General features: G+C 71.0%; 19 protein-coding genes. 9 read left to right on the forward strand and 10 right to left on the reverse strand.

The window, feature by feature from the left end:
* Window positions 1-110: 110 nt before the first annotated feature.
* Window positions 111-950 carry an endo alpha-1,4 polygalactosaminidase gene (locus tag ACZ63I_RS20155; protein ID WP_469340341.1) on the reverse strand — a complete coding sequence of 280 codons (840 nt, stop codon included), beginning with the start codon at window positions 948-950 and terminating at the stop codon, window positions 111-113.
* Window positions 951-1338: 388 nt separating this feature from the next.
* Here ACZ63I_RS20155 and ACZ63I_RS20160 point away from each other — a divergent pair, with 388 nt between their 5' ends.
* The 4 genes from ACZ63I_RS20160 (at window position 1339) to ACZ63I_RS20175 (ending at window position 5965) form a co-directional block, all read left to right on the forward strand.
* Window positions 1339-3612 (forward strand): APC family permease, encoded by a 2274-nt coding sequence (locus ACZ63I_RS20160; RefSeq protein WP_469340342.1) that lies wholly within the window; start codon window positions 1339-1341, stop codon window positions 3610-3612.
* A 70-nt stretch (window positions 3613-3682) separates the two neighbouring features.
* Window positions 3683-4642: an SPFH domain-containing protein gene (locus tag ACZ63I_RS20165; RefSeq protein WP_469340343.1), complete on the forward strand. Its 960-nt coding sequence runs from the start codon at window positions 3683-3685 to the stop codon at window positions 4640-4642.
* A 187-nt stretch (window positions 4643-4829) separates the two neighbouring features.
* Entirely contained in the window at window positions 4830-5225 is a 396-nt protein-coding gene (locus ACZ63I_RS20170; RefSeq protein WP_469340344.1) for a hypothetical protein, read from the forward strand.
* A gap of 98 nt (window positions 5226-5323) precedes the next feature.
* Window positions 5324-5965 (forward strand): class F sortase, encoded by a 642-nt coding sequence (locus tag ACZ63I_RS20175; protein WP_469340345.1) that lies wholly within the window; start codon window positions 5324-5326, stop codon window positions 5963-5965.
* 34 nt (window positions 5966-5999) lie between these two features.
* On the opposite strand, the gene ACZ63I_RS20180 is transcribed toward ACZ63I_RS20175, so the two are convergent.
* Together ACZ63I_RS20180 and ACZ63I_RS20185 are read right to left on the reverse strand one after the other, a co-directional pair.
* Entirely contained in the window at window positions 6000-6410 is a 411-nt protein-coding gene (locus ACZ63I_RS20180) for a (R)-mandelonitrile lyase (RefSeq protein WP_469340346.1), read from the reverse strand.
* Between the two features lie 75 nt (window positions 6411-6485).
* Window positions 6486-7328 (reverse strand): SDR family oxidoreductase, encoded by an 843-nt coding sequence (locus ACZ63I_RS20185; protein WP_469340347.1) that lies wholly within the window; start codon window positions 7326-7328, stop codon window positions 6486-6488.
* Between the two features lie 179 nt (window positions 7329-7507).
* Here ACZ63I_RS20185 and ACZ63I_RS20190 point away from each other — a divergent pair, with 179 nt between their 5' ends.
* Complete coding sequence (locus tag ACZ63I_RS20190) at window positions 7508-8464, forward strand: helix-turn-helix transcriptional regulator (RefSeq protein ID WP_469340522.1); 957 nt, start codon at window positions 7508-7510, stop codon at window positions 8462-8464.
* A gap of 6 nt (window positions 8465-8470) precedes the next feature.
* On the opposite strand, the gene ACZ63I_RS20195 is transcribed toward ACZ63I_RS20190, so the two are convergent.
* Window positions 8471-9409: a MerR family transcriptional regulator gene (locus ACZ63I_RS20195; protein ID WP_469340348.1), complete on the reverse strand. Its 939-nt coding sequence runs from the start codon at window positions 9407-9409 to the stop codon at window positions 8471-8473.
* Between the two features lie 86 nt (window positions 9410-9495).
* Entirely contained in the window at window positions 9496-10482 is a 987-nt protein-coding gene (locus tag ACZ63I_RS20200; protein WP_469340349.1) for an AraC-like ligand-binding domain-containing protein, read from the reverse strand.
* Window positions 10483-10589: 107 nt separating this feature from the next.
* Here ACZ63I_RS20200 and ACZ63I_RS20205 point away from each other — a divergent pair, with 107 nt between their 5' ends.
* Window positions 10590-11354, forward strand: coding sequence for a class I SAM-dependent DNA methyltransferase (locus ACZ63I_RS20205; protein WP_469340350.1), 765 nt, complete (start codon window positions 10590-10592; stop codon window positions 11352-11354).
* Here ACZ63I_RS20205 and ACZ63I_RS20210 read toward each other — a convergent pair.
* The 4 genes from ACZ63I_RS20210 to ACZ63I_RS20225 form a co-directional block, all read right to left on the reverse strand.
* Window positions 11343-14558: a family 78 glycoside hydrolase catalytic domain gene (locus tag ACZ63I_RS20210; RefSeq protein ID WP_469340351.1), complete on the reverse strand. Its 3216-nt coding sequence runs from the start codon at window positions 14556-14558 to the stop codon at window positions 11343-11345. The genes ACZ63I_RS20205 and ACZ63I_RS20210 overlap by 12 nt on opposite strands.
* A gap of 256 nt (window positions 14559-14814) precedes the next feature.
* The gene (locus ACZ63I_RS20215) at window positions 14815-15420 is read right to left on the reverse strand and encodes a bacteriocin fulvocin C-related protein (RefSeq protein ID WP_469340352.1); all 606 of its coding nucleotides are present in this window, start codon (window positions 15418-15420) and stop codon (window positions 14815-14817) included.
* Between the two features lie 331 nt (window positions 15421-15751).
* The gene (locus ACZ63I_RS20220) at window positions 15752-15967 is read right to left on the reverse strand and encodes a bacteriocin fulvocin C-related protein (RefSeq protein ID WP_469340353.1); all 216 of its coding nucleotides are present in this window, start codon (window positions 15965-15967) and stop codon (window positions 15752-15754) included.
* An 18-nt stretch (window positions 15968-15985) separates the two neighbouring features.
* Window positions 15986-16222 (reverse strand): hypothetical protein, encoded by a 237-nt coding sequence (locus ACZ63I_RS20225; RefSeq protein ID WP_469340354.1) that lies wholly within the window; start codon window positions 16220-16222, stop codon window positions 15986-15988.
* 274 nt (window positions 16223-16496) lie between these two features.
* On the opposite strand from ACZ63I_RS20225, the gene ACZ63I_RS20230 reads away from it, so the two are divergent.
* Window positions 16497-19394 carry an nSTAND1 domain-containing NTPase gene (locus ACZ63I_RS20230; RefSeq protein WP_469340355.1) on the forward strand — a complete coding sequence of 966 codons (2898 nt, stop codon included), beginning with the start codon at window positions 16497-16499 and terminating at the stop codon, window positions 19392-19394.
* Between the two features lie 57 nt (window positions 19395-19451).
* Here ACZ63I_RS20230 and ACZ63I_RS20235 read toward each other — a convergent pair whose 3' ends face one another.
* Complete coding sequence (locus ACZ63I_RS20235) at window positions 19452-19859, reverse strand: winged helix-turn-helix transcriptional regulator (protein ID WP_469340356.1); 408 nt, start codon at window positions 19857-19859, stop codon at window positions 19452-19454.
* Window positions 19860-20023: 164 nt separating this feature from the next.
* Between ACZ63I_RS20235 and ACZ63I_RS20240 the strand changes: the two genes are divergently transcribed.
* Window positions 20024-22396, forward strand: coding sequence for an LLM class flavin-dependent oxidoreductase (locus ACZ63I_RS20240; RefSeq protein ID WP_469340357.1), 2373 nt, complete (start codon window positions 20024-20026; stop codon window positions 22394-22396).
* On the forward strand, window positions 22393-23301 hold the full coding sequence (locus ACZ63I_RS20245) for an LLM class flavin-dependent oxidoreductase (RefSeq protein ID WP_469340358.1): 909 nt from the start codon (window positions 22393-22395) through the stop codon (window positions 23299-23301). The genes ACZ63I_RS20240 and ACZ63I_RS20245 overlap by 4 nt, the downstream gene beginning before the upstream one ends.
* Window positions 23302-23348: the final 47 nt, after the last annotated feature.

Below are 23348 nucleotides of genomic sequence, written 5' to 3' on the forward strand. Positions count from 1 at the left end.
CCCACGTTTTCCGCCCCCACACCTGGGAGACGCGGACTGATCCGAAGGTGCTGATCACCACGACGGGGTGCACGCCGAAGCGCGCACCCCGCCGCCGGTGAAGGTCCTGCTCAGCAGGTCTTGCGCACGTACCCGGAGGTGCCCTTGGGGACGACGTACTCGTCCCGCTGCACGATGCTCAGCCGGCTGCCCCAGCCGGTGCACGCCTTCTTCATGCCCTTGTCCGTGTACTCGATGACGATGACGTTGCTGCCGTAGGCGTCGGTGTAGTCGCCGCACTCGTCCCAGTCGGCGCACTCCTCGGCGACGGCGAAGTCCAGGCCGTTGGCGGCGTGGTCGCCGGACAGCTCGGCGGTGTTCTTCTGCGCGATGGCGAGGTTCTTCGCGTGCGCGTGGGCCGACAGCAGCTTGATGTACGCCTCGGCGTTGGCCTTGGTGAGGTACGACGGGAAGCGGTCGAAGGTGTCGAAGTTGTCGGGCTCGACGGCCTGGAAGCCCTTGGCCGCGCACTGGTCGATCCAGCCGTTGACCTTGGCGGCGATACGCTCGCGGTTGCCCGCCGTACGGATGTCGAGAATGGCCTCACCCCAGTCCTCGTCCTCGACGACCTGCCCCTTGGAGTCGTGCAGCAGCAGGTCGGAGTCCCACTCGTCCTCGGCGCCCTCCTGGGTCTGGAAGGCGTTGATGTAGCAGATGTTGTACAGCCCCGCGGCGGGTGAGTCGCCCTGGTCGCGGCTGACCACGGACACCCCGGCCGGCGGGGTGTACGCCCCGCCGAGCTGGTAGTCGAACCCGGCGTGGGCCGGCGGCAGGGTGACCGCGGCGGCCGCCGCACTGGCCGAGCCGGAAGTGAGCAGGGGCAGGGCCACGGCGGCGGCCGTGGCGGTCACGCCGGCGGCGAGTGCGGCGAGGCCGCGGCGTCGGTTGATCACGCGGTGGTGGTTGCGCATCATCGGGCTCCGGATGATGGGGGGATACGTCCCCGCCTCGGAAGCTGAAGAGCCATCCTGGCGACTTGGTCCGGACTCGCGACCCAGGTCGTGCCGACGATACTTCGCGGACACTCCCCAGGGCCGACCACCGGCTGGGCGTACCTCTGTGCCGGTACCTCGGGCATCGTCGGATGTCGTCGGGTGCGGCACTGCCGGAAGTAAATCGAGCGCCAACTACCCTGTCAAGGGCGGGATTTGCCCGGATCCCCCCTGGTCGGGAGGGGCCGTCCGATGTGCCCGGTCCGCCGTCCGCGGCCCCGGGGCGCCCGATCGCGGGCCGGTTCGGAGCGGTCGCCTCCAGCGCGTGACGCGGGCGAACGACGCCCGATACGTGACACTGGGTCACATGACGGATGCTCACGGTGAAACCGGCGGCGGTGGCGGCGGTGGCGGTGGCGGCGCGGCCAACTCCGGGGTGCCCAGCCCGGCCGAGATGCTGCCAGGACTCGACGAGGAGCAACTGCGGGTGCTGGGCGAGGTCGGGCGGGCCTGGGAGCGGATGCCGGGCAGCCCGGAGGAGCAGCGGCGCGCACTGCCGGTCGACCCGGACCTCGGCCGTTTCCCCCGGCCCGAGGAGATCGGCCCCGACCGGTTCGGCCGCATGGTCAGACTGGCGTCGCTGGGCAGCGGGACAGCCCCGGCCGACCCGAGGCCGTCCGCCGGCACCGGCCGCGCCGCCCTGCGCCTGCGGCACGCGCTGATCGGGGCGCCGCTCAAGAGCACCGCCGTCACGCGCGAGCGCATGCGCAAGCTGGTGGCCCTGCCGGTGCTGTCCGCCGACGCGCTGTCCTCGGTCGCGTACGGCCCGGAGGCCCTGCTGGCCGTACTGGTCCTCGCCGGGACGGCCGGGCTCTCGTACACCGCGCCCATCGCGGGGGCGATCGCCTTCCTGATGCTCGCGGTCGGCCTGTCGTACCGGCAGACGATCCGGGCGTACCCGCGCGGCGGCGGCTCGTACATCGTGGCGAGCGACAATCTCGGCCGGGTGCCGGGGCTGGTGGCCGCCGCAGGACTCATGACGGACTACATCCTCACGGTCGCGGTGTCGATCGCCTCGGGCGTGGACGCCATCACCTCGGCGCTGCCGGCCCTGTCCGGCTACACCGTCCCGATCGGCGCGGGCGTCATCGCCCTGCTGCTGGTGGGGAACCTGCGCGGGTTGCGCCAGGCGGGCGCGCTGTTCGCCGCGCCGACCTACGCCTTCATCGCCGCGATCTTCGCGCTGGTGGCGGTGGGCCTGTACGACGCCGCGGGGCGCGACTTCCACGCCACCGCCACGCCGCACCTCAACGTCACCGAGGGCGTCAGCGTGCTGCTGGTCATGCGCGCCTTCGCCTCCGGGGCCACGGCCATGACCGGTATCGAGGCGATCTCCAACGCCGTACCGGCCTTCCGGCCGACGGAGTGGCGCAACGCGCGCATCACGCTGACCTGGATGGTCGGACTGCTGATCACCCTCTTCGGAGGCACCACGGCCGTGATCATCCTGGACGGTGTGGTGCCCAATTCCAGCGAGACCGTACTGTCGCAGCTCGCGCACCGCGGCTTCGGTTCGGGGCCGATGTACGTCTACATCCAGGCGGCGACGGCCGCGGTGCTGCTGCTGGCAGCGAACACGGCGTACAACGACTTCCCCCGGGTGCTGTTCCTGCTGGCCCGCGACGGACACGCGCCCAGGCTGTTCCTGCGACTCGGCGACCGGCTCGCCTTCAGCAACGGAATCGCCCTGCTGTCGGCGGCGGCCGTCGTCGTCTTCGTCGCGTTCAGCGGCAACACCAGCGCGCTCATCCCGCTGTACGCGGTCGGCGTGTTCCTCGCGTTCACCCTGTCCCAGGCGGGCATGGTGCGGCACTGGTGGCGGCTGCGGAACCGGCACTGGCGCAAGAGCATGTTCTTCAACGGGGTCGGCTGCCTGCTCTCCGCCGTCGTCTTCATCATCGCGGGGATCACCAAGTTCACCGAGGGCGCCTGGGTTGCGATCCTCGCCGTGGGCCTCTTCCTGCTAGTGACGACGCGCATCCACCACCACTACGAGACGGTCCGCGCGGCGCTGCGGCTGCACTCGCGGGCGATCGAGGTCCCGATGTCGCAGGAGGGCGCCGCTCAGGAAGACCGCCCGGTAGCGCAAGGACAAGCGCAAGGACAAGCGCACGGGGACGGGGATGGGGAGGGGCAGCCGCTCACCGGGAGCGCGCGGGAGGACGAGGAGAGCCCCGAGGAGATCCGCAACCTGTCGATCGTGCCGATCGCCACGCTCGACCTCGCCGGCATGCGCGCCCTCGCCTACGCCGCGTCGCTCCAGCAGCCCGTACTGGCCCTGCATCTCAGCCCGACCGAGACGGAGGCGGAGCACTTCCGGACGTCCTGGAACGTGTGGGGCGACCACCTGCCGCTGGAGGTGCTGGTCACTCCGTACCGGGCGACGGTGGCGCCGCTGGTCCACTACATCGAGGCGCTGCACGAGCAGCAGCCGATGCTCACCCTGACGATCATCGTCCCGGAGATCGTGACCCGGTACCGGCGCCACCGCGTCCTGCACAGCCGCACCGCGAACCGGCTCCAGCGGGCCCTGCGCCCGCTGCCGAAGATCGTCGTCACGACGGTCGCGTACCACGTCTGAGGCGTACGCTCGAAGTGGTGAATGCTTCTCTCTCCGCTCGGGGCCGACGGTCCGCAAGGATGCGAGAACCATGGGTATTTTGATCATCGTGGTGGTCATCGTGGTGGTGATCATCCTGCTGGGAATGGCGCTGAGCCTCCGCAACGTCCAGCAGTACCAGCGCGGAGTGGTGTTCCGGTTCGGCCGCCTGCTCCCGGCGATCCGCGGGCCGGGGCTGCGCTGGATCAGGCCGATCGGCGACCGGATGTCGAAGGTGTCCGTACAGACCGAGGTCCTGGGCGTACCGGCCCAGGGAGCGATCACCGCGGACAACGTCACCCTCACCGTCGACGCGGTGGTGTACTTCCGGGTGCTCGACCCGGTCAAGGCGCTGGTGAACGTGAACAGTTACCCCTCCGCCGTCTCGCAGATCGCCCAGACATCGCTGCGTTCGGTCATCGGACGCGCCGATCTGGACACATTGCTGTCGGACCGCGACCACGTCAACGCCGAGCTGAAGACGGTGATGGACGCACCGACCGAGGAGCCCTGGGGACTGCGGATCGAGCGCGTCGAGATCAAGGACATCGCCCTGCCCGAGTCGATGATGCGCTCCATGTCCAAACAGGCCGAGGCCGAACGTGAACGCCGCGCCCGAGTCATCGCCGCAGACGGCGAGTTCCAGGCGTCGCAGCGGCTGACCGACGCGGCGAAAACCATGGCGGACACCCCGGGCGCCCTCCAACTCCGCCTGCTGCAAACCGTGGTGGACGTATCGGCGGAGAAGAACAGCACCCTGGTCATGCCGTTCCCGGTCGAAATGCTCCGCTTCTTCGAACGCCAGAACCCCGACGGCGCCCCGAACGGCGCGCCGACCGAACGGAAGCCCGTGACGGCGGCCTCGGCGGCCCAAGCGATAGCCCAGACACTCCCGGAGGTCTTCGCCCCGTCGGTGAAGGGCGCGGCGGCCACAGGTCGCACGGAACCGACACCACAGGACACGACGGCCCGCACCCGACCCAACGGCGTCACACACGACACCCCGAGCTAGACCGGGTCAGGCTGACCCCGGCGGGTCCGAACGGGTGTCGTGGCGTGCGCCAGACGAGGGGATCGCGGCGGGTCGGTGGTAGAAGGCGGGCGGTGCGGTGCATGCGTTCTGCTACAGGCGCGGTTACCGCACAGCAGTCACTCGGGGCACCAGGGCGTCGAGGCCGTGTCTGCCACGGAGGATGGTCATGCGTTCCATACGGATGCTTTCGGGTCTCGCGCTTGCCGGTGCCGCTCTGGTGATCTCCGCCCCCGGTGCCCAGGCCGTCTCGCCGAGCTGCCAGAAGGCACTGGACGAGGCCGAGATCGCGCAGCGCAACGCCGACACGGTCAGGGAGGACCCGCACGCCTCGCAGGAGGACAAGCGGGCGGCCGAGGACGAGGCGAACATGACCGCCTCCACGGCGCAGCGGTTCTGTGACTCCACGGACCCGGCGGTGCGGGGTTCCGTCGAGGCCGGGCTCGGTGGCGGACAGGGCAGCACGGGCCCCGCCGGACTGGCCGCCGGCTCAGCCGTGCTCGCGGCAGGCGCTGCGGGTGCCTTCGTGATGCTGCGCCGCCGTACCCCGGAGGGTCACCACTGACCCGCCGCCCGACGTCCCGGCACAGGGAGGTTCCAGGTTCTGGCCGTCGTCGAGCCTCCCTGACCCGCCCTGACGCTCCTTGAGGATCTCGCATCGCCATGACGAACCCCTCTCCCGCCTGGGGCGGCCCGCGGTGGCCGGGCGCCGTGCTCGCCGCGGTGGTCATGCTCGCGGGCGTACGCATGATCACCAGCGATGACGGTGGTACGGGCGGCCCGCCCCGACCCGCGGCCGCCGACACCGCCGCACTGGGGGCGGCCGCGAAGCCCGCAGAGAGGTCACTGCCGCCGTCCGCGCCCACCCGGATCGAGATCCCGGAGATCGGCGTGGACGCCCCGCTGACGGGCCTCGGCCGGGAGTCCGACGATTCGCTGCGGACCCCGCCACCCGAGGAGGCGAACCTCGCCGGGTGGGATCAGGCGGGCGTCACGCCCGGCAGTACCGGAACGGCCGTCGTCGCCGGGCACGTCGACACGCGTACCGGTCCCGCCGTGTTCTACGGCCTCGGCGCACTGCACAAGAACGCCCGGGTGAGCGTCACCCGTGACGACGGCCGGATCGCTGAATTCACCGTCGACGCGGTCGAGGAGTACGAGAAGGACGCGTTCCCCAGCGCGCAGGTGTACCGGCAGGCCGCCCGCGCCGAACTGCGGCTCATCACCTGCGGTGGCGCCTACAGCAAGAAGGACGGCTACTCGGGGAACACCGTGGTGTACGCACACCTCACCGAGGTCCGCTGAAGAGAGTCACCGGGGCGCGCGCGGGCCGGGCCGGTCACTTCGTGCCGGCGAGGGCGGCGGCGTACTGCTCGTCGGTGACGGGCTCCAGCCACGTGGCGCCGTCACCCTTGCCGTCACCGACCACCAGGGCGAGATGCGCCATCAGATTGGTGTCGGTGGCGCCGTGCCAATGCTCCTCGCCTGCCGGGCACTTGACGGTCTCGCCGGCGCGTACGCGTACGACGTCGCCGTCACGCGTGCCGACCAGCCCGACGCCGTCGGTGATGTGCAGGACCTGGCCCAGGGCGTGGGAGTGCCAGTTGGTGCGGGCGCCGGGGGTGAAGCGTACGAGTGCCACGGCCAGCCGGGCCGGCTCGGTGGGAGCCTCGATCATGTTGAGGTAGACATCGCCGGTGAAGCGCTCGGCCGGGGCCTTGGCGGTGGGGGTGTCGGTGAGGTGTTCCACGGTTCTCTTCCTTGGGTAGCTGTTGGAAACGGCGGGGTGGGGACGGGGACGGGCAGCGCGGGAGCGGTGCGGCACTCAGGCAGCATCGTCGCGCGCCAGGTCCCCGCCCAGCGCGCGCGACGCGTCCGCCTGGGCGAGCAGTTCCCTGGCGTTCGCCGAGACGGCCTCGATCGCGTCGGCGCCCGCGACGAAGCGCAGCGGGGGCTGCGTCTGGTCGGCGACCGCCAGCAGGGCAGCGGCGAGCTTGGCGGGGTCACCGGGCTGCTGCCCGTTCATGGACTCCCACATCTTCCTGGTGGCGGCGGTGCGCTCGGCGTAGTCGTCGACGGACAGCTCCGCCCAGGTCGTGGAGGCGTCCACCAGCAGCTCGGTGCGGAAGAAGCCCGGCTCGACGATCGTCGTGCGGATGCCGAACGGCTCGACGTCGTGCCGCAGGGACTCCATGAAGCCCTCGACCCCGAACTTCGCCGCCGCGTACGCCACGCAGAACTCGACGCCGACGGCGCCCGCCAAGGACGAGATCGTGATGATGTGCCCGTCCCGCTGCGCGCGCATGACCGGCAGCACGGCGCGCGTCACGTTCATCGGCCCGAAGAGGTTCGTCTCGATCTGCCGGCGCATCTGCGCGTCGGAGATCTCCTCGAAGTAGCCGGCGTAGAAGTTCGCGGCGTTGTTGACCAGTACGTCGATACGGCCGAAGCGGTCCACGGCGGCTTGGACGGCGCTCCGTGCGGCGTCGGGGTCGGTGATGTCCAGCGCCGTGGCCAGCAGGTTGTCCTGCTCGCCACCCAGCGTTTCGAGGACGCTCCCGGGCCGGCGGCCGGTGGCCACGACCCGGTGGCCCGCGGCGAGTGCCTGGCGGGCGATGTCGGCACCGAGGCCGCGCCCGGCACCGGTGATGAAGAAGACCTTGCACATGAGGGGGACGCTCCTTTCGAGGGAGGCAGGGGTCCAAGAGGCAGGGGGACGGTCTGGCGGTCGGCAAGCGCGCCGACGCCGCCCCCGCTGTCGAGGGAACCGCAGGTGAGAGAGGTGGGGGAGTGCCTGGCGTCACAGGTACTGACAGGACCCCCCACCCGCGCGCCGTCCGGCTTAGCCTGGAATGCGTGAGTACCGAAAGCGACATCCGCGCCTTCCTGTCCTCCCGCCGCGCCAAGATCACCCCGCAGCAGGCCGGACTGCCCGCCTACGGCGGCAACCGGCGCGTGCCGGGGCTGCGCCGTGAGGAAGTCGCCCTGCTGGCGGGCGTCAGCATCGACTACTACGTCCGCCTGGAGCGCGGCCACCTCGCCGGTGCCTCGGAGGAAGTCATCGACGCCGTCGCGAACGCCCTCCAACTGGACGACGCCGAACGCGCCCACCTCTACGACCTGGCCCGCGCCGCCGCCAAGCGCCCCGCCCGCCGTACGAAGCGCGCTCGCGGTCCGCTCCCGGACAGCGTCGTACGCGTACTGGAGTCGATGACCGACGCGCCGGCCTTCATCCGCAACGGCCGGCTGGACATCCTCGCCACCAACCGGCTCGGCCGCGCCCTGTACTCACCTGTGTACGCGCAGGACGCGGCCCGTCCCGTCAACCTGGCCCGGTTCCAGGTCCTCGACCCGCACGGCCGCGACTTCTTCCCCGACTGGGAGGGGGCCCTCAACACCACCGTCGCCCTGCTGCGCACCGAAGCGGGACGCGCGCCACACGACACCGAACTGACCGGCCTCATCGGCGAACTCGTCACCCGCAGCGAGGAGTTCCGGACGGCCTGGGCCAAACACAACGTACGGCTGCACCTGACCGGCCGTAAGTCCTTCCGGCACCCGGCCATCGGCGTCTTCGAGCTGGACTTCGACGCCATGGACCTGCCCGCGCAGCCGGGCCTGACCCTCACCGCGTACACCGCGGCGCCCGGCACCTCCGACCACGACGCGCTGCGGCTCCTCGACAGTTGGGCCGCAACCGAGAGCGCCGCAACCGAGAGCGCCGCAACCGAGAGCGCGGCGCCCGAGAGCGCGGCGCCCGCGACCGGCCCGGGGCAGGAGTCGCCGCCGTTCCGGCGTCGATGACGCTTTCTACCGGCCCAGTTGGGCGCGCAGAGCGGCGATGAACCAACGGAAGACCGGTGTGAGACTGGGCGCCGCTGGCCAGCCGTTGATGGTCGACAGAAGCTGCCAGTAGCGCTCCGCCCGGGGATCGGCGCCGGTCTCCAACCGGGTGAGGAGCCATGGCCGCAGATCGGCGTCGTCGGCGCGGCCGAAAGCCTCGGCGTAGCGGGCGGCCAGCGAATCGACAACTGGCGCTGCCTGGGCGGACGTCGGCGCAATTCCCGCGGCGCGTGCCGCGTCGACCTGTTCACGCACCGCAGCCGTCAGATCGTGATGCAGACCCGGCGTACCGCCCTCCGCCCGCTCGGCCGCCTGGTGTTCCACCATCTTCCGGACGGCGGCCCGGAAGTCCGTGTCCTGGCAGAGTTCGCCGAGTTCGACCCACGCCTCGACCTGCTCGGGCGCCGGGTCGTCGGGGAGTTGGGGCATGGCCGAACGCATCATGGCGACGAACTCCGGATCGGCGTCCAGGCCGCCGAAGGTGTCGTCGATGAAGTCGTTCACCAGCCGCTGCCGTTCGCTGTCGGAGAGTTTGGCGAGTCTGTGCACGAGATCCAACTCCTCTTGTGTGGGCCCGCGTTCGGCTACCACCCGCAGTACGGCGCGGCGCAGCCGCAGCGTGCGGATCTGCACGTCCAGGGCGTCGGCGTGCGCCGAGGCGACCTCGGGCAGGGAGGCTTCCCTGTCGAGGACCTTCCTGATGGCGGAGAGGTCAAGGCCGAGTTCGCGCAGGGTGCGGACGAGATCGAGACGCGTGACGGCGTCGATGTCGTAGAGCCGGTAGCCGGCCGGGCTTCGGTCGGTCGGCGGCACGATCCCCGCGTCGGAGTAGAACCGAATGGTCTTCACCGTCAGCCCGGTCCGCCGGGCAAGGTCACCAATCGCGTAGAGCGCGTCGCCGTTCATGCCCTCCACCTTGCTGTCTCCCCCTGGGGGAGACTCAAGCGGTTGAACTCGCGCCGGCCTGGCTGCCGGGCACGTCGACCCGTCGCCTACGACGACAAGGGAGAACCCAAGAACTGGTGCCGGTAGTCGGTGGGCGTGGCGCCGAAGGCGGCGCGGAACGCCCGGGTGAAGGTGGGGTGGTGCTTGAAGCCCCAGCGGGTCGCTATCCGGTGGACCGGTACGCCACGCAGCGCCGGATCTGTCAGGTCGCGGCGGGCGCTTTCGAGGCGCTGGTCGCGGACCCAGACGGCGACGGTGGAGTCGCGCGCCAGGAACAGGCGGTGCAAGTAGCCGACCGAGATGTGGTGTGCCGCGGCGATCATGCCCGGCGACAGCTCCGGATCCCTCAGCCGCTGCTGGACGAACCTGTCGATGCGCAGCAGCAGCATGCGCTGCGGCGATTCGTCCAGCACCTCGGCCTCCGCGTCGAGATGGTGGGCCATGACGGCGGTCAGCAGATCCTGGACGAGCGTGCCCAGCCGAGGCAGATCGGTCGGGCGGTAACCACCTGAGTCGGTGGTCGCGCCGGTGAGGAACTGGGCCAGTACGCCGCCGAACCCCGCCCGGCCCGACAGCGGCCGTGCCACAAGCCGCTCGACGCCCGCGGCGGGCAGCGCGAGCAGGGCCCGGGGGATGTGCGCGCGTACCAGCCGGGGCTGCTGCTCGGCCCCCGCGACGATCCGCAGCCGGAACGGGCGCGAACTGTCGTACAGCGCCAAGTCCGGCGCGCTCAGGACCGCGTCCCTGCCGGCCTGGCTCACCACGAGACGTCCGGCCAACGGCATTACGGCGCAGTAGAGTTCGGGATCGGCGCGCCGGATCAGCGTCGGCGTCCGCAGCACGTCCGACGCGGAGAGCGCCAGATCCACCACGTTCACCGCCGCGAGGTCCACCGCCCGCACCGTCGCGTGGAACTCCTCGGGCGCCTCGCTGACCATCTCCATGGGGTGCTCACCGGAGAGGAAGAACTCGTTCAGGGTGCCCAGACGTTCCCCCGGCGGCAGGTCCTGGCTGCGGTACATCGTCTCGAACATGCGTCTCTCCCGGCCGCAATCGTAGCGTCCGGAATCCAGCACCACGGACCGAAGGCGACGCCGGAAAATATCTGCGGCTCGTGTCGGCGCGGCGGTACGGTCGCCCGGTGACCGATGAAGACGGGTATTTCGGAGAACACGCGGCGAAGACGTACGACCAGTCCACCGGCACCGAGTTCCAAGCCGACGTCATCGAGCAGACCGTCGACCTCCTGGCGGAACTCGCCAACGGCGGGCGGGCGTTGGAGCTGGCGATCGGTACGGGGCGGATCGCGTTGCCGTTGGCGCGGCGGGGGGTGGCGGTGCACGGCATCGATCTGTCCCGGGCCATGGTCGCCAGGCTGCGCGCCAAGCCCGGGGGTGAGGCGATCGGTGTCTCCATCGGTGACTTCACCACCACGACCGTGGACACGGAGGCCGAAGGGCCGTTCTCGCTCGCCTATCTCGTCTTCAACACCATCATGAACGTCGCCGACCAGGACGCCCAGGTCGCCTGCTTCCGCAACGCCGCCGCGCACCTCGCACCCGGTGGCTGCTTCGTCGTCGAGGTCATGGTTCCGGAGCTGCGCAAGATCCCGGCCGGGCAGAACATCGTCCCCTTCCACACGAGTCCGACCGGGTGGGCCTACACCGTTTACGACACCGTCACCCAGGACGCGACGTGTCACTACATCGACATCACCGAAGACGGCCGCGGCGAGGCCCACTCGGCGCCCTTCCGCTACGTCTGGCACGCCGAGTTGGACCTCATGGCCCAGCTCGCGGGACTGCGGCTGCGCGACCGCTGGGAGAGCTGGACGCGCGAGCCCTTCACCGAGCACAGCGCCAAGCACATCTCGGTCTGGGAGAAGCCGGTCAGCTCACCTGCCTGACGAGAAGGCATAGTTGCCGGAGCCGACCCGGAACGCGGCGTAACCGTCGCGCACGCTTTCGAACGTCGCGCCGGGCGGTGCCTTCACCGCGTGCCGGTCGCGTGCCGGGACCAGGATCTCCGCCGTCGCGCCGACCGGTACCTTCACCTGGAGCGTGAAGCGACCGTGTGTGCGGGTCCAGGACGAACTCACCCGGCCGAGCGGGGACTCCACGTGCGCCGAGGCGTTCGTGAGGTCGCCGACCGGATACGGCTGGACCTTGATCTTCGTGTAGCCGGGCGCGGCCGGCTCGATCCCCGCCACACGCTGGTAGAGCCAGTCGTCGACCGTGCCCAGGAATGCGTGGTCGTGCGAGCGCGAGGTGTCACCCCACTCCTCCCACATCGTCGTCGCGCCGAGCGCCTGGAACCAGTAACCCCAGCCGGGATACGTGGGGTTGGTGGCGACCTGGTAGGCGAGGTCGCCGTTGCCGGAGTCGGTGAGCACCGGGAGGATGATCTTCGTGCCTAGGGCGCCGGTGTTGAGATGGACCCCGCGGGCCTTGATGTCGTCGGTGAGACGGGCGAGCACGGCCGTCCGGTCGGCCTCGGGGACGATGCCGAGGCTCAGCGGGAAGAGGTTCGACGTCTGCCGGTAGCCCGCCGCCTTGTTGTCGTAGTACGCCTTGGCCGAAGCGTCGTAGAACGTCGCGTTGATGGCCTTCGCCGTCGTCGCCGCCAGCTTGTCGAAGTGTGCCGCGTCGCTGTCGTGGCCGAGGGCGCGGGCGATCTTGGCCATGGTGGTGGCCGTCTGGTTGATGTAGGCGGTGCCGGTGAGCCTGGTCCCCTCGGGCGGGAACGAGGCGCCGGGGGCGAGCCAGTCACCGTAGCTGAAGCCCGTGTAGATGTTGCCCGTCGTCGCGATCGTCTGCTCGTAGTGGTCGAGCCACTTCTTCATCGCGGCGTAGTTGTCGGCGAGCGGGCGGGTGTCGCCGTAGTACCAGTAGATGTCCCAGTTGATCATCACGAAACTCGCCGACCAGACCGGATCGGTCACACCCTTGGCCCCCACGGTGCCGGGCACGGTGTGGCCGATCGTCCCGTCCGCGTTCTGGTCGTCGCGGTGGGCGCGCATCCAGTTCTCGTAGAAGTTCTCCATGTCGAAGTTGGCGATCGCGGAGTCGGCGGTGAGATGCGCGTCCGCGGTGTAGGGCCGCTTCTCGTACATCGGTGTGTCGGTCGGGATGGAGTGCAGGTTGTTGAGCGTCGTGTCCGCCTGGGCGTCCTGGTAGCGGTTGAGCAGGTCACTTGAGCTGCTGAAGTCGCCGGTGGCGGTGACCGCCGTATGGACGCGCTCGCCCTTGACCGAGGTTATGGTGACCCCGGCCGGCGCCTCGATCTGGACGTAGCGGAAGCCGTCGTAGCTGTAGCTGGGCCGGTAGCTCTCCTGGCCGCCGCCCTTGAGCGTGTACGTGTACGACTGCAGGCCCGCGTTGTCGACCGTGCCGTCCGGGCGCAGCTTCTCCCCATACGTGATCGACACCACGGCGCCGGCCGGCCCGCGCAGCGCCACGTTCGCCCAACCGGCCGTCGGCGTCCCGTAGTCGTACACCCGCACGCCGTCCTTCGGCGTGGTGACCCCCTTCAGCGGCAGGGTGCCGGTCACCTTGATCGGCGGAAACGCCGCCGCCCTGAGCGTCCCGGCAGGACCGGTGACGGGAAGGGCGGGCTTCCAGCTCGCGTCGTCGAACCCGGCGCTGTTCCAGCCGGGTTGCTCCAACCGGGCGTCGTACGTCTCGCCGTACAGGACGGACTCGGTGCGCGTCGGTCCGTCGGCGGCCTTCCAACTCCCGTCACTGGAAACCTGCTGGCTGCTGCCGTCCTTGTACGTGATGTCGAGTTCCAGCTTCAGCTTCGGCTCGCTGTGCCAGGGCGAGGCGTCCCACTCGTCGGGCTTCGTCTCCGCGTAGTAGCCACGCCCCAGACTCACGCCCACCGCGTTCCTGCCGGCTTGCAGCGCCTTGGTGACGTCGTATGTCGCGTACAGCGCGGTCTTGTCGTACACCGTGAACGCCGGGTCGAGTTCGTGGTCGCCGACCCGCTTCCCGTTGAGGTAGAGCTTGTAGTAGCCGAGGCCCGCGATGTACGCGCGGGCGGACGCGATCTGCTTGCCCGCGGTGAAGTCCTTGCGCAGCAGCGGTTCGGGCGGGCTCGGTACGCTGACCGAGCTGAACCAGGGCGCGTCGCCGTAGTGCGCGGCCTCCAGGGCCGCAGGCCAGGCCGCGTCGTCGAAGTCCGGTTGCTGCCAGCCTGTTTCCGCCGTGTTGTCGGCTCTCCACGCGTCGTCGGTGACGAGGTCGACCGGCTCGCCGGTCGCGCCCTCCACATGGAGCTTGCCGATCACTCCGGCGGGTCCCGCAAGGGCGTTGAGCGCCTGGATCGCGATGACATTGCGGCCGGGACGCAGCTCGGCCGAGATGTCGACGAGCGTCGCCGTGCTCCAGGAGTCGGTCACGTGTGGCGAGCTGACGATCTGCTTCCCGTTCACGTACAGGGTGAAGCTGTCGTCGGCCGTCAGCTCCAACTGGGCTTCGCTGATGGGGTTGTTGGCGGGCAAGTCGAACGAACGCCGGAAGTACCGGGTCGCCGCGGCGGGCGCCGAGTCGGCGGGATTGCCCTCGGGGTACCAGATCCAGTCCGCCCCCGCGAGCGTCGTGGTGGCGGGCTTCGTGGGGGAGCCGATCCACGCCCCGTGGAACTGGTCCTGACTCATGAACGCCGTCTCGAACCAGGCAGGTTGACTCCACGGCGAGGCCTGCTGCGCGCCGTCCCACACCCGTACGCGCCAGTAGTAGCGCGTACGGGAGTGCAGGGCCCGGCCCGCGTACTCGATGTCGAAGGACCGCGACGAGCGCACCTTGCCGCTGTCCCACACGTCCGGCCGGCCGCCCCGGGTGGTCGACACCTCGATCTCGTACGCCGTTTGCCGGGCGCCGCGCGCATCGGCGCTCAGCGTCCAGCCGAGCCGCGGTGCGGCTTCGTCGACCCCGAGCGGGTCGACCTGATGCTCGACCGTCAGCCCACCGACCTGCACACCGCCGGCCCGGACGCCGCCGGCCAAGGCGCTCTCGGCCCGGGAGGTGTCGGCCCGAGCGACGCCCTCGGCCTGTACCGGCGCCACCCCCAGGACCAGCAAGGCCAGCACAGCCGTCGTCACGCGCAGCATCACTGCGTCTCCTCTGCTTCGGCGAAGTTCTTCGGCCCGGAGCGCGGTTGACACACGCGAGATCGACTCGACGCCGCGACAAAAATCGTTTCAACTCCGCGCGGCATGAACCTATGACCCGAGGTACGGGAGGTCAAGAGTCCTGCCGTGACAACTCGCCGCGCGGAATTGAAACGTACTAAACTGAGGGAATCTCAGCAGCCCGGCAGCGAGTGCGGCGCACTGCTGGGCGACGACCCGGCCGGGGCCGCCCCGGTCACTGGTGGCAGAAGCCGTCGCAGGACCAGAGCCAGAGGTTGCCGCAGCCGCTGCTCGTGTACGCGCAACTGTTCTCGCCCCAGATGCAGCTACTGCTTGAGCACTTGTCGCTGCCGGTGCTGCACTCGCAGTCCGGCAGCCCCCGCACCTCGGCCGGCCCGAGGGTGGCGAGGAGCTGGGTGGCGTCCGCCTCGCCGAAGGCGCCGACGGCCTTGTCGCTCAGGACGTCCGCGCCCTGACGCCGCCGCGGACCCTGTCCGAGGGCTTCGGAGGTTTCGAGGGTCTCGAAGGTCCGGACATCGGCGGCCGTCGCCCGTACCTCTTCCACCATATCGCGCTGACGCACCGTCATATCCGGCCGGGCGGCTCGGAACCGGTCGATGTGTTCGACCCACAGCCTGCTGCGCGCCTCCGCAGGCAGCGCCGCGTGGACGGCCTTCCGGTGGGCCAGCGGCAGCGTGACGACGTCGTCGTACCGGGTCGGCAGCCGTCCGGCATGCGCCGTCACCCAGGCATCGGCCGCCGCGGCGTCCTTGCCCTGCGCGAACGCGGGAGTGCCGCTCTTGACCAGGACGGTCGCCGCGACCGCGACACCTCCCGCCAAACGCAGAAACCGTGCCCGGCCCAGGCCGGCGGGAGTCGGTGCCGGTCCGCGCTTCGCGGGCCGCGCCGTCCGCGCGACCGGCGTCGACCGCCAGCAGTGCAGGGGCCCAGGGCGGTTCGGCTCCCAGGGCGCGGGCCCGCCAGTCACGTACGTCCTGGCGGCCGAGGGCCACGACCTCAAGTCTGCCGTCGCAGGCGTTGAACACGACGGCCGACACGGCGCGGCACGCGGCGCACGAGGCATCGAACGCCAGCATCCAGCGGGTCTGTTGTGTGCGCGTTGGGCGCATTCTTGGAACTCCCGTTCTTCGCGCGTCGCCCTGCGGCCCGGGTCAGTTGTAACAAAGGCCGTTGCAGGAGTAGATGTAGAGGCTTCCGCACCCCGAACCGATGACCGCGCAGCCTCCGGTACGGCAGTCGCCGCTCCAACCGCAGTACACGTCGATGGTGTTGCACTCGCAGTTCGGCGGCGGGGGAGCGGCCGCGGCGGACGGGCCGAGTACGCCGAGCATGGCCCGCGCCTCGTCCGGGCCGAACGCCTCCCGCACGGCGTCAGTTGTGGCCGGTCAGGCGCGTACCAGCGCAAGGACGCCGTTGGCCCGCCCGTTGTGCAGGGCGTCCTGGCGGCGAAGCTCCCCCAGGGCGCGCAGCGTTCGGGCGGCGGATCGCGGGCCGAGTCTGCGCAGCAGCGGGACGGCCATCGCGGCGCCGGTCCAGCCGCGCGCCGACGCACCGTCGACTCGCAGCAGGGTCGGTGCCCATGGAGCACCGGGCCCGCATGCCTGTTCCCGCCAGCCGCTCACGCGATCGTCACTCAGCGGCAGCACCGTCAGCTTGCCGTCGCAGGCCTGCGCGACCGCGCCCGAGATCTTGCGGCAGGTGGCGCATGTTCCGCCGAACGCCAGTACCCAACGAGGTGGTGAGGGGTGCGACAGGGCTCCTCCGTATGCGGGTGATCAGCGGCGAGCCGAGCGAGCCGGCCGCCTCCGGAGCAGGTCCAGCATCCTGGCGTTGTTCGCTTTCCGTAACTGGCACCGAACAATCAGATACTGAACAATGAGCGAGGGGGGTGAGCGCGTGCCACGCAGAGAGACGCCGCTGACCGGCGGCGACGGGCCGCTGCTGCGACTGGCAGGCGAGCTGCGGCAGTTGCGCAGCCGCGCCGGTTCCCCGTCCTACCGGGCCCTTTCGGCGCGGGCGCACTACTCCATCGCCACCCTGTCCGGCGCTGCGGCCGGGCATCGACTGCCGACGCTCGATGTGACTCTGGCGTACGTACGGGCCTGCGGCGGAGACGTGGACGAGTGGGCGGAGCGCTGGCACGAAGTCGCCGCCGACACCGCCACGGAGCGTGACGGCGGTGCTGGTGGCGTGGGTGGCGCGGGTCCCGAGGAGCACCGTCCGCCGTACGCCGGACTTGCGTCCTTCGACGCCGACGACTCCGATCGGTTCTTCGGACGCGAGCGGCTGGTCGAGGACCTGGCGAAGACCTTGGCCGAGCGGCGGTTCGTCGCCGTCTTCGGCGCCTCAGGTGCGGGCAAGTCGTCCGTACTGCGCGCCGGTCTGCTGCCCCGGCTGCGGGCCGGCGGCAGCCGCGTCATCCCCTTCACCCCCGGCCTGCACCCGCTGGAAGAACTCGCCGTGCGGCTCGCGGGCCCGGCGCGCACCACGCCCGGCAGGCTCCACCAGGATCTCTCGTCGGCTCCGGAGAGTCTGCATCTGACGCTCCGCCAGATGACCACGTACGAACCCGGGGCCGCCGAAACGGTCCTCGTGGTCGACCAGTTCGAAGAGCTGTTCACCATCTGCCGCAGCAGGGAGGAGCGGACGCGCTTCATCTCCGCGCTCGTCGCCGTCGCCCGCGCCCCCAACAGCGCAGGGCGGGTGGTCCTGGGCGTACGCGCCGACTTCTATCCGCACTGCGCCGAACACGGCGCGCTGGTCGAGGCGTTCCGCGACGCGCAGGTCACGGTCGGCCCGATGAGCGTGGACGAACTGCACAGCGTGATCGTTCGCCCGGCCGTCCAGGCGGGCTGCCGGGTCGAGGGCCAACTGCTCGCCCATCTGATCGGACAGGTCCAAGGGCGCGCCGCCGCCCTGCCCTTGCTCTCCCACGCCCTGCTGGAGACCTGGCACCGCCGGCGCGGCAACGTCCTGACCCTCGACGGGTTCCGCGCGGTCGGCGGCATCGAGGGATCGCTGGCCCAGACGGGCGAGGCGTTCTACGCCGGCCTCACACCCGCCCGCCAGGACATCGCCCGACATCTGTTCCAGCGCCTGACCGCGCTCGGCGAGGGCGCCGAGGACACCCGCCGCCGTATCACCCGTACGGAACTGAACTCCGACGAGGACACCGCAGCCGTACTCGAACACGCGGTACGGGCACGGCTGATCGCCCTCGACGGCGAGAGCGTCGAGATCACCCACGAGACGCTGATCCGGAGCTGGCCGCGGCTGCGGCGCTGGCTCGGCGAGAACCGCGAACTGCTGCGCACCTCCCGCCAACTGACCGAGGCGGCCGGGACATGGGAATCCCTCGGCCGGGACCCGGGCGCCCTGTACCGGGGCACGCGGCTCGCCCTGGCACGTCGACTGACGGAGCAGGGAGCACCGGGACTGACCGCGAACGAGCGGGCGTTCCTCGACGAGAGCCTGGCGGCTGAGCGCGCCGACGCCGCCATGACCCGCCGCCGCGCCCGCCAACTCCGGCTGCTGACCGGGCTGCTGTCCGTTCTCCTGCTGCTCGCCACGGGTACCAGCTACTACGCTCTGCGCGCCAACGGAAAGGTGTCGAGGCAGCGCAACGTGGCGGTCGCGCTGAACGCGGCCGACCGGGCGAGCGACCTGGAGCACAAGGACCCGGCACTCGCTGTTCAAGTCGCCCTGGCGGCGCACCGGTTGGCACGGCAGGGGCGGACCCGCGACAACCTGCTCAGTACGCTCATGGCCGCGTGGGCGGCCCACCGGGCCGATGCCGTCTCCCTGGCGGCGGTGCCGGGCAAGCGCCTCCTGGCCACCGGCGGCGGTGACCAAGCCGTCCGGCTCTGGGACGTCAGCGGCTCCGGTCACCGGCTGCTGAGTTCGCTGGAGGTGTTCCACGGAATGGTCTGGTCCGTCGCCGCCAGCCCCGACGGACGGGTCCTCGCGGCGGCGGACGCGAGCGGCGAGATCCGCACCTTCGACCTCGCCGACCCGGCCGGACCGGTGGGCCTCGCCGTCTTCGGCGGGCGTACCGGGGCGATTCGCTCGCTGGCCTACAGCCCGGACGGACGTACGCTCGCCAGCGCCGGCGCCGACCGTACGACCCGGCTCTGGGACGTGAGTGACCCTGGACACCCGTCCCAGCTCGCGCGGCTGGGCGGACACACCGGGACGGTCCGCTCGGTGGCGTTCGACCGCGACGCACACATGCTCGCCACGGCAGGCGACGACCAGGCGGTCCAACTGTGGGACGTGACGGACCCGCACCGGCCCAAGAAGCTCGCGCAGTGGCAGGCGCACGACATCATCGCGCTCGGCGTGGCCTTCAGCCCGCACGCGAACGTCCTCGCCACGTCCGGAGGCGGCGACAGCCCCGTACGGCTGTGGAGCACCGACGACCCGTCCCACCCCCGCAAGCTGGCCGAACTCCCCGGCCACAGCGACGTGGTGGGCGGGATCGCCTTCAGCCCCGGCGGCCGGGCCCTGGCCACGGGCAGCGACGACCGGACGGTGCTCGTGTGGGACGTCACCCGCCCGGACAGACCCGCCGTCCGGGCCAAACTCACCGGATACACCACGGCCGTGAGCGCTGTGGCCTTCGCGGCGGACGACCGCACCCTGTTCACCGGCGTCTACGACGGCCTCGTCCGGACGCTTCCGGTCGACTTCACCGGCGTCATCGGACGTGCCTGCGCGACGGCCCGCCCGACCATCACTCCGGGCGAGTGGCACCGCTATCTGCCGGGCATCGCCTACCGCCCGCCCTGCGCCTGAGTGAAGCCCGCACCCGGGGCGACGGCGTCACGACACATACGCACAGAGGGAATTCCGTCAGACCTTGGTCGCCTGGGCGGCCAGCTCCTGGTCGACGATGCTCCACTTCACCAGCGGATGCAGCGCGCGCATCAGGCCTGCGGCCCGCTCGCTCGGCTTGTAGGTGACGAGCACCGGAGTGGTCGGCGCCACGTGGCGCTCAAGCAGCCCTTCGGCCTCCAGCTCGCGCAGGCGCTGGGTCAGCAGCTTGTCGGAGATACCGTCGACATGAGCCCGGTACTCGATGAACCGGCGGGCCCCCAGCATGCCGGCGAGCAGGATCCCGGCAGTCCACTTCCGGCCCACCAGCTCGGCCGACCGGCGAAAGCTCCGGCACAGCTCCTCGTCGATGTGCTCGAAGCCCGGTGCCGTGCGGCCGGAGAGGGGAGTGGCAAGCCCCTCTCTCACATGCTCCTCAGTGTCCATACGCCCCACGGTACACCGGTCGACTAACCATTGGTTAGTTACTCACCTCGCCTTTGCCGATCCCGCGCTCCCGGGAGATGGTCGGAGTCGTACAGCACACCTCGTACACCTCACTGCCTCGTACCTCTCAACGCCTCGCACACCTCAATGCCAAGGACACAGCGATGAACTACCAGCACGCCTTGCGGTTCGGCGCCAGCCTGAGCGCCTCGGATCCCGCGGGCGCTTCGGGCGCCACGGGCGCCACCAGCCAGGCGGGCATCGCGGCAACCGCCGGCCTCGCCGAAGAGCTGGGCTACGACCAGATCAGCGTCCGCAGTCCGGAGGACCGGCCCCAGCAGGACCCCCTGACGGTGCTCGCCTGGACGGCTGCGCACACCGGCACGATCGGGCTGCGGGCCGAGGTGCCCGACGTGTCCGCCCTGCCCGGCCAGGAGCCGGCGATGCTGGCGCGGGCGGTCGCGAGCCTTGACCGGCTGACCGACGGCAGGGTGGAGCTGGTCCTGGGAGCCGCCGCCGAGCAGGCCCCGACGCGGCCCGACGAGGGACCGTACGGACTCCGAGCCGACCTCGGCGCTGTCGTCGGCGAAGCACTCGACGTGATCCGGGCGCTCTGGGACGTCCGGGACCGCGGGCTCGCCCGTACGGCGGGCAGCGTCTTCCGGGTGTCCGGAGCCCAGAAGGCCGCACCTGCGCACGAGGTCCCGATCTCGCTGCGCGCGGACAGCAAGGAGCTGCTGGAGCTGGCCGGCCGGCGGTTCGACGGGTGGGCCACCTCGTACGACGGTGCGGCGGCGCTCGAAGTGGCCAACCGTACGATCGACGAAGCGGCCCGCGCGGCGGGGCGCGACCCCCGCGAGATCCGGCGGCAGATCACGATCAGCGGCCGGTTCGGCCAGCGCGGCGCCGCGTTCACCGGCGCGCCGGGGGAGTGGGTCGCCGATCTGCTGCCGCTGGTGGTCGACCACGGCGTGGGGACGATCACGATCGACACGGACGACCCCGACACGCTCACCCGCTTCGCCCAAGAGGTCGTCCCGGCACTGCGGGCCGCCGTTGACGCGGCGCTGCCGCACGGCTCGGCGGGAGTCAGGATCCGCAGCGCCGCCGTACGCGCGAGACGGCGGACCGGCGTCGACTACGACAACGTGCCCGCAGGTCTGGCGGAGGTGGTCGAGCCCGGCGATCCGATGTACGGACGCTTCCGCTCCGGTTACCTCCGCGGCGGGGCCCCGGGTGTGGTGCTGCGCGCAGCCAGCACCGAGCAGGTGGTCGCCGCGCTCGCCTTCGCCCGCCTGCACCCCGAGCTGCCGCTGTCCCGGCGCAGCGCAGGGCACGGCATTTCCGGGCGCTCCACCAACGACGGCGGCATCGTCATCGACGTCTCCGCGATGAACACCATCGAGGTCGTCGACGAGACGACGCGCCGGGTGCGTATCGGGCCCGGCGCCCGCTGGATGGACGTCGCCGCCGCGCTGCACCCGTACGGCTGGGCGCTCAGCTCGGGCGACTACGGCGGCGTCGGTGTAGGGGGCCTCGCCACCGCGGCCGGCATCGGCTACCTCGTACGCGAGCACGGACTCACCATCGACCACCTGCGCGAGGTGGAGATGGTGCTGGCCGACGGTTCGATCGTCCGGGCGAGCGCCACGGAGAACACCGACCTGTTCTGGGCCGTGCGCGGCGCCGGAGCCAACTTCGGGATCGTCACCTCGTTCGAGTTCGAGGCCGACGCAGTGGGTCCGGTCGGCTACGCCGAACTGACCCAGGACGCCGGTGACCGCGCCCGCTACCTGGTGGCCTGGGGCGAGTTCGTCGAGAACTCCCCGCGCGATGTGACGAGCTTCCTGATCATGCCGCCCACGCGCGGCGGACAGCCGCCGATCGCACTCAGCCGTACCGTGGTCGACTCCGACGATCCGCAGACGGTCCTCGCCCGGCTGCAACCACTCGCCGAACTCGGCCCGCTCTACGCGCAGCAGGCGCAGATCCTGCCGTACGCGGAGATCATGGCCAACGCGAGCGACGACGAACCGCAGTCCCAGGGCGAACCGGTCTCGCGGAGCGGTCTGCTGCGCCACATCACGCCCGAGTTCGCGGAGGCCGCCGCCCGGGTCATAGCGAGCGGCTCGGCGCACTGGTTCCAGATCCGGGCGCTCGGCGGCGCCGTCGGCGACGTCGCTCCGGACGCCACCGCCTTCGCCCATCGGGACGCCAACTTCTCCGTCGTACTGATGGGCGGGCACGACGCGGTCGTGGACGACCTCTGGGCAGAGCTTGAACCCTTCTTCGAAGGCAGTTACCTCAGCTTCGACAGCAGCCTGCGACCTGAGCGCGTCGAGCGGGCCTGGCCGCCGAAGACCCTCACCCGGCTGCGCGCTCTGAAGGCGACGTACGACCCGGACTCGGTCTTCGACGACAACTTCGCCCTCACCCCGGCAACGTCCCCGGCCGCCACCCCGACACCTTCCCCGGCCGGCACCCGGGCAACGTCCCCGGCCGGCACCCCGGCCGCATCCTCAGGAGGAACACGATGACCGACTACGGACACGACCTGACCTTCGGCGCCTTCATCTCCCCGGTGGCGACCCCGCCCCAGCGGCCGGTCGAGCTGGCCGTCGTCGCCGAACGCGCGGGCCTCGACCTGGTGGGTTTCCAGGACCACCCGTACCAGCCGAAGCTCCAGGACACCTGGACCCTGATGTCCTACGTTGCGGCGCGCACCCAGCGCCTGCGCGTCGTGGGGGACGTCCTGAGCCTGCCCCTGCGCCCGCCCGCGACGCTCGCCCGCGCAGCGGCGAGCCTCGACCGCCTGTCCGGCGGGCGCGTCGAGATCGGTCTCGGCGCCGGCGCGTTCCTGGACGGCGTCGTCGCGATGGGCGGTCCCCGCCTCACCAAGCGCGAGTCGGTCGACGCACTGGAGGAGGCGATCGTTGTCCTGCGCGGTCTGTGGGCGACGGACGAGCGCGGCGGCTTCACGTTCGACGGCACGTTCTACCGCGTCACCGGCGCACACCGCGGCCCCACCCCGACCCGCCAGGTACCGATCCACGTGGGCGCCTACGGACCACGCATGCTGCGGCTGACCGGACGCGTCGCCGACGGCTGGCTGCCGTCGCTGAACTACCTTCCCGACGGCCTGAGTTCGCTCACCAGAATGAGCGAACAGGTCGACGAGGGCGCCGCCGAGGCAGGCCGCGACCCCGCGGCGATCACCCGACTGCTCAACATCGGCGGCCGCTTCACACCGAACGCCGCCGGGACCTTCGACGGTCCGCCCACCCACTGGGCCGAGCAGATCGCCGAAGTAGCCCTCACCACCGGAGTCTCCGGCTTCCTCCTCATGGACGACGACCCGACGGCGATCGAGGTCTTCGGCCACGAGGTGGCCCCCCAAGCCCGCGAACTCGTCCGCGCCGCTCGCTCCCGTCCCGATTTGTGATCGACGGGTGGTGCGCGGGAGGCTGGTGTCGGTGCAACAGCAGACGG

The sequence above is a fragment of the Streptomyces sp. NPDC087906 genome, from assembly GCF_055584925.1.